Source organism: Streptomyces sp. NP-1717, assembly GCF_022695985.1.
Classification (GTDB): Bacteria; Actinomycetota; Actinomycetes; order Streptomycetales; family Streptomycetaceae; genus Streptomyces.
Genome location: NZ_JAAPBF010000256.1, coordinates 1 through 9,743 on the forward strand (window position 1 = coordinate 1; position 9,743 = coordinate 9,743).

Genomic DNA, 9,743 nt, shown 5'->3' on the forward strand with positions numbered 1-9,743 from the left:
CGCCCGGTGGGTGGTGTGTCCTCAATCGCCGGACGGGCTTGAAGTGCCCGCTGGGCGGGTTGGAAGCGTCTGTTGGGGCGGGCTTGAAAGGCCCACCCGGCGGAGGTGGTCTGCCGGTTGCGCCGGGTGGGTGGTGTGTCCTCAATCGCCGGACGGGCTTGGATTGCCCGCCGGGGCCTCAGTCGGCGGGCGGGGCTGGGGCGTCCGGGGTGTCCGGCCAGACTCCTATGTGGTCCTGTTCCAGTTCCAGCATCACGCGGTGTTCCATGCCCAGCGCCTTCGTGTAGTCCGCCGGAAGCTGGAGGCGGCCCGCGCGGTCGAGCATCGCGTACTCCCTCGCCACCACCGACTCCTGGCCCGTCGTCGCGTCGACCTCCGTGCGGCGCAGGACCTCCGACGAGGTGCGGCCGTCCCGGATGGCGACCGTCCGGCGTACCTCGCCCGCGACCGCCTGGTCGTGGGTGACGATCACGATGGTCGTGCCCAGCTCCTCGTTCGCCCGCCGGAACGCGGCGAACACCTGCTCACCCGTCGCCGAGTCCAGCTCGCCCGTCGGCTCGTCCGCCAGCAGTACGGAAGGCGAGTTGGCGAGGGCGACGGCGATCGCGACACGCTGCTGCTGACCGCCGGACATCTGGTGCGGGCGGCGGTCGCGGCAGCCCGAGACGTCCAGCATCGCCAGCAGCGACTCCGCCCGCGCCGCGCGCTCGGCCCGTCGGCGCCGGCCGCCCCGGAGGCTCAACTGCATCGGCAGCGCCACATTCTGAGCGGCAGTCAGGTAAGGCAGCAGATTCCGTCCGGTCTCCTGCCAGACGAAGCCGACCGCCTCACGCCGGTAGCGCAGCCGCGCCTTCGCGTCCATGTTCAGCAGATCGCGGCCCGCCACCTTCGCGGCGCCGGCCGTCGGGACGTCCAGGCCCGCGAGGATGTTCATCAGCGTGGACTTGCCGCTGCCCGACGCGCCCACGAGAGCCATCAACTCGCCCTCCGCCACCAGCAGATCGAGTCCCTGGAGGGCCTGCACCTCCACGCCGTCGGCGGTGAAGATCCGCACCAGCCGGTCGCAGGAGATGAGCGCGTCGTGGCCGTACGAGGGCCGGTCGCGGTGGATGCCCGCGCGCCGCTCCAACTGCTCCAGAGTCACCGCGGACCCGGTCGACGATGTCATCGGCTGTCTCCTGCCCTGAGTTCGTTGATCGATCCTTGCCGTCCCGCCCACCACGCCTGGACGACCGACACCGCCGCGGCCAGCGCCAGCACCCCCACCGCCGGCAGCACCAGCGACCACGGATCGGCCCGGAGCGGCGCCCCGTCCAGCGTCACGTCCGATGTCGCGTTGAGCGCCAGCCGTACGAGATCCACGCCCGGCGCCAGCAGTACGACGGTCGCCCAGCCGACCAGCGCCCCGCCCACGGCGGCCAGCAGCGCCTGCGGAAGGACCTCCAGGCCGAGGAGCTGGCGGCCCTGCCGCGTCGTGAGACCCATGGTGCGCAGCCTCGCCAGCAGCGTGACGCGCTCCGGGGCCGTCTGCGACAGCGAGAGCAGCAGGGCCAGCAGGGCGTAGCCCGCGCCCGCCGCGATCGCCGCCGCGTAGATCCGCTCGGCGCCCTCCTGCATGGGCGTGTTGACGAACGCCCTCCGCTCCTCGGCGCGCAGCTTGACACCGAAGTCCCCCTCGAACCCGGCGACCGTACGGCGCAGCGCAGCGCCGTCCAGCTCCGCGCCGCCGACCAGCAGCATGGTCGGCGCCCGGTTCGTCAGGTCGGCGGCGTTCACCAGGAGGTAGTCGGTGCCGGGCGCCGCCGGGGTGTTCCCCCGTACCTCCGCTACCCGCACCTTGAAGTCCCCGGCCTCCGACCGGATGTCGTGCGCCCGGTCGCCGAGGCGTTCGGCGACACCGGGCGAGGCGATCGCGGGCAGGACCCGGTTCGGGTCCGGCTCCCCGTCGCGCACACCGCCGCCGCCCACGGACTTCAGGGAGCCGGCGGAGAACTCGCCGAGGCCGGTCTGCCGGGCCAGCCGCGCGTACGCACGCGGCTCCACGGCGATCATGGTCACACCGAGCGTCTTCCGGAAGGCCACGCTGTCGGACGGCAGCGGTACGCCGTACTCGACCTGCACCGCCGTCACCTCGCCGACCCCGGGGCTCTCCCGCACGGCCTCCGCCAGCCCGTCGGGCATCACTGGCGACGATCCGGCGACGGTGATGCGGGCGTCGGCGCCCGTGGCCATCACGGCGGCCCGTTCCCTGGCGTCGTCGATCCCGGCCAGCACCGAGCCGCCGAACGCCGCCGTCGTCAGGGCGACGAGCAGCGCGAGCAGCGGCAGCGCGCCCGACGACGAGGCGCGGCCCGCGCGGGCCAGCGAGAGGAAGCCGACCGCGCCGCGCAGCCGGCCGGCGGGGCGGCCCGCGAGACGCAGCGGCAGTGGGTACAGGCGCACGAGAACGAGCGCGGCGATCAGTCCCACCAGTACCGGCGCGGAGCTGACCAGGTAGTCCACGTCGCCCAGCCCGCCGGCGCCCGCGGCGTCGGCAGGGCCTCCCGTGCCGCGCCGGCGCAGGGCGACCACGGCGCCGATCGCCAGGGTCAGCAGGGTCAGTTCGGCCATCGTGCGGCGGCGGGAGGGCCGGGCCTGTGCGAGGTCCTCGCGGCCCCCGTGCGGCAGCGGCCTGCGGTGCCGTACGACCGCCCGTACCGGCAGCGCGGCGCAGGCCAGCAGGGCCACCGCGCTCGCGGCGGCCACGGCGGGCAGCAGCCGGGCCTCCGGGACGGTCAGGACGGCGAGCAGCAGGCCCACGGCCGCCGCCGGCAGGACGACCACCGCCGTCTCGGCGAGGAGCCGGCCGCCGATGCCGCGCAGGGATCCGCCGCGTGAGCGCAGCAGGGCGAGTTCGGCCCGGCGCCGTGCCGCGATCAGGCCGCCCGCCATCACCAGGACGACGGCGGCCACGGCCCCGATCCCCAGCGCGGCCACCGCGACGACCGGGGCGATGGCGGCGCTCATCGAGCGGTGCCCGGCGACGATCCCGTCGAGTCGCGTCGCCACCACGGTCACGGGTCCGACCACGTTCGTGCGCAGTTCGGTCAGCTCCGGGCCGTTCTTCAACGACGCGATACGTGAGGCGAGTTGTGGTGCGTCGCGGGCGGTGAGCGGCGCCGTGTCGGGCGCGATCCGCCAGTAGAGCTGGGGTTCACCGGCGGTGCCGAGCAGTACGGGGGCGGCGTCGGGCGGCAGGAGGAGGGAGGCGCGCCAGTAGCGGGGCTGCGGGCGGTCGTCGGTCTGTACGGCGACCAGGGCGGGGGAGCCGAGTGTGGGCTCGAAGGACCAGTAGCTGTTGTCCGGGTCCCGTGGCGCGATGATTCCGGTGATCCGTACACCGATCTCCCGCCCGCCGGCGGCCGGTACGTGCACCACCGAACCGGCCTTGATGTGGAGCGACTTGGCGGTCGCCGCGGTGACCGCGGCCTCCACCTCCCGCGTGCGCTCCGTCACCGGCGCGTCGGCGCGGGGGAGCCGGCCCTCACGGAGCGTGGAGTGGCGTCCGAGCTCCGCCTGGGCGGCCAGGGTGAACATCGGCGGCAGATTGTCGGGCGCGGCCAGCCAGGGGTCCCTGCCCTCGACCGGCTCGGTGGTCCGTACGCCGTACGCCGAGGCGCCCTCGTCGGCCCGTACCGGCGCCGGCAGACCGCGCACGATCTTTCGCTGCGTCTGTGTCACCCACGCACCGCGCAGCGTCTTCTCCCGGTCCGCCCGCGGCATGCCGGGGCCGTACGCGGGGGTGCTGACCTCCAGGACGCTCTCGGCGGCGGGCGCGGTACGGATGTCGTGGCGCAGACCGTTCGTCTCGTACGCGTCGACGGAGCGCGGGAACGCGGCGGCGAGGTACGCGGTGAGTACGACGAGCACGGCCATCGCGGCGGCGGCACCGGGCGCGGTCCGCAGCCGGGTCCGCACCCAGGGTGCGACGGCCCGCGCGGGGCGGGTGTTCCCCCGCTCGCCGTTCCCGCCGCCGCTTCGCGAAGGAGTTCGCATCTCAGTTGCCTCCCCGTTCGCGGAGCGTGACCGTCGGGTCCGTACGGCGCAGGGCCAGGGCCGCGATCATCAGCAGGGGTAGCGCCGACACCCCGGCCAGCAGGGCGGCCACCTGGCCCGTGGGCAGTTCGACCAGGACGCGGGGGACCGGCTGGGTGGCCTGGCCGGTGAGGACGACCAGGGGCACCACCGCCCTGGTCAGTACGGCGCCGAGAGCGACGCCGACCAGCAGCGCGACCGTGAGGAGCACGCCCTGTTCGGTGGCTATCAGCCGGGCGAGTTGGCGCCGTGGCGTACCGAGAGCCCTCAACAGGGCGAATTCCGCCGCCCGTTCACGTTGCGAGCCCGCCGCGCTCACCGCGAAGCCGACCGCCGCGAGCGCCGCCGCCGCGACGGCGGCGGCCGTCAGCGCGGACTGCGGACCGACCCCCAGCGGATCGCCGAGCAACTCCCGCGCCGTCTCGTCGCGCACCAGGACCTGCGCCGGGTCCAGGTCGGACCGCTTCCGCAGCGTCTCGGCGATCTCCTGCGCACGGCCCGGTGCCGCGCTCAGCCACCACTCGGTGGGGGCCAGCGACGCCGCGTGCCGGTCGGCGAGCACCTCGTTGACGGTGCGCAGATCGATCAGGAGCCCGCCGCCGTCGCCCGTACGACCGTCTTCGGTGGTCTCGGACGTGGCCCGCGCACTCAGGGCGCCGGCCCCGGTGGTGGGCAGCTGGCCGACCGAGCGCACGATCTTCACCCGGAGGCGCTGGCCCGAGACCTGGACGTCCACGTTCTGCCCGGTCTTCGCGCCGGCCGCGCGCAGAAACGTGTCGGTGGCGATTCCGGGCAGTACGGCCGGCGGTTCGGCGCGCGCGGCGCTCACCCGCACGGTGACGTTGCGTGCCTGGTCGAGGTAGGGCCCGGCCTGCGGGCTGACCCCCGTCCCGTACGAGAGCGCCAGCGGAGTCCTCGCCGAGAACACCGGCTTCAGCGGCGTCTCCGGGTCCGCCTCGCCGTCCAGCGAACTCAGGCGCGTCGCCCGCCAGCCGGAGTCCTCGGTGACGTCGACCGGGCGCGCGGTCCCGTCGGCGTCCAGGGACCGCAGCGCGTCGACGCTGAGCCGGTGGGTCTCGCTCCTGCCCGCCGGAGCGGTCGAGACGAACTCCAGACCGGTCAGGGCCAGCGGCTCCGCCGGGGCGAGCGGCGTGGTCTTCGCCTCCGGACCGGGTACGGCTTCCGCCGCCCCGGTCAGATCGAGCGTCACGGTGTGCGGACGGCCGTCGACGGGAACCTCGCCCACGGGCATGCGGTGGCCGACCCCGTACCGGTCCTCGACCAGCACCGTCGCGAACGAGGCGGCGCCGGTCGGCGACACCCCGTCACCCGCCCCGGTGTCGGTGAGCCGCAGCGTGATCCGCAGCTGCCGGGTGCCGTCGGGCAGCGGGGTGCCGGGCCGTGCCGTCCCCGGCGGCTTCAGCACCTCCAGGAGCCGGGCCGGTCCGTCGTCGCGGGACAGCCCTGACGTGTCCTTCCGCAGCAGCATCCGCTCGTCCGCGTGAGCGGTGTCCAGCGCGAGGACGGTCGCCGTCCGGTTCCCCGACAGCTCGGAGCCGGCGCGGTGCGCGGGGGCGGCGTCGCGCACCCCCGGCAGCGCGGCGTAGATCCCCGCCTGCCCGGGATCGCCGGGCCGGTCCATCGCCACCCGCACCGACGCGCCGGTGCGGAAGTCCGCCTGGTCCTCCTGCGAACGGTCCCACGACGCGCTCTGCCCGATCGCCAGCATCCCCATCGCCACGGCCAGCACCAGCAGAAGCACCGGGCCCGCGCCGCGCAGCGGTCTGCGGCTGAACTGCCAGCCGGCGAGCGCCGACGACAGACCCGCCCCGCTCGCCGCGCGCCGTTCGGCGAGGCGCGCCACGGGGGGCAGCAGACGAAGGGTCAGTACGGTGCCCGCGAGCAGTGCCAGCGCGGGGGCGGCCACCAGCAGCGGATCGATGCCGAGTTCGCCCCGGCTGTCACCGCTGAGCGCGCCGCCGCCCGACGCGGCCGTCTGCCGGTCCAGCTGCCAGTACGCCACCGCCGCGATCACCAGCAGCCCCACGTCGGCGCCCGCGCGCACCGGGCCGGGCAGCGGCTTCGCCCTGCCGCGCCGCAGCCGGGTCACGCCGGCCGTGGCCAGGGCGGGCGCCACGACGGCGGCGGCGCACGCCAGCGCGACCCCGCCGCCGGTCAGCCACACCTCGGCGGTGGAGGTGTCACCGAGCCGCAGCCCGATCTCGGTGAGCCTGCCGCTGTCGGCCAGGAGCCGGGTCAGCGGCCCCGCGAGCAGCGGCGCGCAGAGCGCGGCGGGCAGCGCCAGGAGCAGCGCCTCGATGGTGGTGAGCCAGAGGATCCGGCGCCGGGAGCCGCCGCGTGCCCGCAGCAGATCGGTCTCGCCGGTCCGCTCGGTGCTCAGCAGGCGTGCGACCAGCAACAGGGCGTAACCCGCGAGCAGTACGAGCTGGACGGCGACGATCAGCAGCGTCGAGCGGGAGACGAGCAACGCGCGTTCGGTCCGGTCGAGCACCTCCGGCAGCGCGGACCGCGCGTTCACACCGTCGGCGAAGACCGGCAGCGCGGCGAGGGCCTTGGGCCCCCGCTCGGCGGCGGCGCGCAGCGAGTCGATACGGCCGGTGCCGACGGACCGGAAATCGGCGGCGGCCAGCCAGGAGAGGTCGCCCGCCTGGAGCCGGCCGGAGTCGAACTGGGCGGGGTCGGTGAGCAGCGGACCGTAGGTGGTGAAGGTGACCGTCCGGACGCCGTGGCCGCCGACGGTGTCCAGCTTCCAGTACGGATCGGTGACATCGGCCGGCCGGTAGACACCGGTGACGCGGATCGTGAGGGGCTTGTCCCCCAGCCGATCGACCAGGGTGAGCCGGGCCCCCGCCTTCAGCCCGAGCCGGGCCGCGGCCTCTTCGGGGAACGCCGCCTGCACGGGGTCGCCGGCGGTGGAGTCCCCGGCGGCGGGCCAGGTCCCGGTCACCAGCCGTACGCGCGAGCGGTCGAGCGTCGCGAAGTGCGTGAGGTCGGGGTCCCCCGCGCGGGCGGCGGGCGGCTGGAGTCCGCGGGGGAGCGAGTACGACCCGGAGCGTTCCAATTTCCGTACGGTGACGGGCAGCCCGTCGAAGGATTTCCGCGCGGCCTCGGAGGCGGCCTCGTCCGCGGCCCGCCGGTCGCCGGCGGGGACCTGCGCGGTGATCACGAGCGCCGCCGCGGCGGCCTCGCGGCCCTGGAGCGTGTGACGGAGCGCGGCGTCCCCGATGGAGCCGGAGAAGGCGGTGAGCGCCGACAGGACGGACGTCGTGAGGAGAACGGCGAGGAGGGCCGCGGCGAGCAGGAGCCGGTGCGCGCGGACGCGCAGAAAAACGAACCCCGTCACGTGTCCCCCGCCGATCCGTCGCCCGTCCCCGAGCCTCGGATACTTTCAGAGGGCACCCGCTCTTGAAACCGCTTACACCCGTACTTTGATCCGATTGTGACCGTTGTCCGGAACGGGAGTTCCGTATTCCGGGGCGCGGCCGATGATCGCCGGGGGGCCGGGACCGGGGCGACCGGTCAGCTGTTGACCATCGACGCGGCGGCGTACGTCATGTAGTTCCAGAGCTGCTGCTCGTGCTCCTCGGAGAGCCCCAGCTCGTCGACGGCCACCCGCATGTGCCGCAGCCACGCGTCGTGCGCGGCCCGGTCGACGGTGAACGGCGCGTGGCGCATCCGCAGGCGGGGATGGCCCCGGTTGTCGCTGTACGTGCGCGGGCCGCCCCAGTACTGGATCAGGAACAGCGTGAACCGCTCCTCGGCGGGCCCGAGATCCTCCTCCGGGTACATCGGCCGGAGCAGCGGGTCCTCGGCGACCCCCTGGTAGAACCGGTGGACCAGGCGCCGGAAGGTCTCCTCCCCGCCGACCTGCTCGTAGAAGGTCTGCTCCGAAAGTGTGCCGCGCGGAATCTCGTTCACCCCTCCATGGTCTCAGACCCACCGGCCGAGTACCTGAGGTCTAGGACTCCCGCCGCCCGCCTCCGGCAACCGGCCGCCCGCTTCGAGGACCGGCCGCTCGTGCCGCAGGATCCGGTTACCCGGGGTCCAGGAGCCGGTACTGCTCGCTTCCGCGCCCGGGACACAGGACAGTGGGGTCATGGGCGTCCATCGCGAGCACCAACAGGCGTACCGGCGGGGCGACGACGACGAAAGCGTCGCCGCCGAGGCGCGTGCCGCCATGGTGCGGGGCATGGTGGACGACGGGTCGCTGGACGACCCGGCCTGGCGCACCGCGTTCGAGGAGGTCCCGCGCCATCTCTTCGTGCCGTACTACTTCGTCGGCGGACCCGGCGGACCCGGCGGACCCGGCGGACCCGGCGGCCGCGACCGGCTGTGGCGCGACGACCCCGATCCCGTCCGGCGGCTTCGCTGGCTGCGCGGCGCGTACGCCGACGGGGCGCTGGCCACCCGCTTACGGGACGGTGAACTGATCTCCTCCAGCAGCCAGCCCTCCCTGATGGCCCGGATGCTCGCGGAGCTGAAGGTGCGCGAGGGGCACACCGTCCTGGAGATCGGCGCGGGCACCGGCTACAACGCGGGTCTGCTCTCGCACCGGCTCGGCGACGGGCGCGTGACGACCGTCGATCTGGATCCGGAGATCACGGAGTCCGCCCGTACGCATCTGGCGACCGCCGGATACCGGCCCGTGGTCGTCACCGGCGACGGCGCGACCGGCTGCCGGCGACGGGCACCGTTCGACCGGATCATCGCGACCTGCACGCTGCCCGCGGTGCCGTCCGGCTGGCTGGAGCAGTGCGCGGACGGGGCGCGGATCCTGGCCCCGCTCTCCACCGGGCTCATCGCGCTGGACATCGGCGACGACTCCCACGGCCGTTACGCGGAAGGGCACTTCCTGCACACGTCCGCCTTCTTCGTCCCGCTGCGGGGCCGCACGGAGGAACCGGGGCTGCCGGTCCTCCAGCGAATCGGCGGGCTGCCCAGGAAAGCGCTGGAGAACGATCTCTTCCGCTTCATGCTCTCGCTGACGGCGGGCAGCCTGGACCCGCACGAGGCCCTCTCCCTCTGGGAGCGCGAGAAGCGCCCGCAGCGGGAGAGGTTCGGCATCACGGTCCGCCCCGCCCGGCAGTGGGCCTGGCTGGACGACCCCTCGGGGCCGTACGTCTGGCCGCTCAGCTCCGCCGGATCGTGATCGTCGTCCAGGCACCGACGTGCACGCGGTCGCCGTCCTTGAGCGGGACGGGGACATACGGCTGGATCGGGTCCTCGGCGCCGTTCAGCGTCGTGCCGTTGGTGGAGTTCTGATCGACCACGGCCCAGCTGCCGTCGGGCTGCTGCACCAGGACCGCGTGCTGGTGCGAGACTCCCGGGTCCTCCGGCGGGACGGCCAGGTCGACATCGGGGGACTCGCCGGTGGAGTGGCGCCGGCGGCCGATGGTGATCTGGTTCCCGGTCATCGGAAGATGCTGTTCCGGTGAGTACGCGGGCAGGTTGAGGCCCGTCGCCTCGGGGCCGCTGCGCTGCATCATCGCCATGAAGTACTCACGGTCGGGTGCGACGACCGCGGTCCAGTTGCCGGGCGGCTGGTACTGGTGCTGCGGCGGCGGTCCCTGCTGGAACTGCTGCGGGGGCGCCGGAGCCTGCGCCTGCGAGGGCGGCGGCAGCACCCAGTCGTCGCCACCGGCCTGCTG

At 74.4% G+C, this 9,743-nt stretch carries 6 protein-coding genes; 1 reads left to right on the top strand and 5 read right to left on the bottom strand.

Annotated elements, in window-relative coordinates:
* Positions 1-178: 178 nt before the first annotated feature.
* The 4 genes from GXP76_RS31115 to GXP76_RS31130 form a co-directional block, all read right to left on the bottom strand.
* On the bottom strand, positions 179-1,168 hold the full coding sequence (locus GXP76_RS31115) for an ABC transporter ATP-binding protein (protein ID WP_242574966.1): 990 nt from the start codon (positions 1,166-1,168) through the stop codon (positions 179-181).
* Complete coding sequence (locus GXP76_RS31120) at positions 1,165-4,035, bottom strand: FtsX-like permease family protein (protein ID WP_242574967.1); 2,871 nt, start codon at positions 4,033-4,035, stop codon at positions 1,165-1,167. The genes GXP76_RS31115 and GXP76_RS31120 overlap by 4 nt, the downstream gene beginning before the upstream one ends.
* Before the next feature lies 1 nt (position 4,036).
* Positions 4,037-7,438, bottom strand: a complete 3,402-nt coding sequence (locus GXP76_RS31125; protein WP_242574968.1) for an ABC transporter permease — start codon at positions 7,436-7,438, stop codon at positions 4,037-4,039.
* A 176-nt stretch (positions 7,439-7,614) separates the two neighbouring features.
* Positions 7,615-8,013, bottom strand: coding sequence for a globin (locus GXP76_RS31130; RefSeq protein ID WP_242574969.1), 399 nt, complete (start codon positions 8,011-8,013; stop codon positions 7,615-7,617).
* A 178-nt stretch (positions 8,014-8,191) separates the two neighbouring features.
* On the opposite strand from GXP76_RS31130, the gene GXP76_RS31135 reads away from it, so the two are divergent.
* Entirely contained in the window at positions 8,192-9,244 is a 1,053-nt protein-coding gene (locus GXP76_RS31135; RefSeq protein ID WP_242574970.1) for a methyltransferase domain-containing protein, read from the top strand.
* On the opposite strand, the gene GXP76_RS31140 is transcribed toward GXP76_RS31135, so the two are convergent.
* A partial coding sequence (locus tag GXP76_RS31140; RefSeq protein WP_242574971.1) for an FHA domain-containing protein occupies positions 9,225-9,743 on the bottom strand: 519 nt, incomplete at its 5' end. The two genes, GXP76_RS31135 and GXP76_RS31140, sit on opposite strands and share 20 nt — an antisense overlap.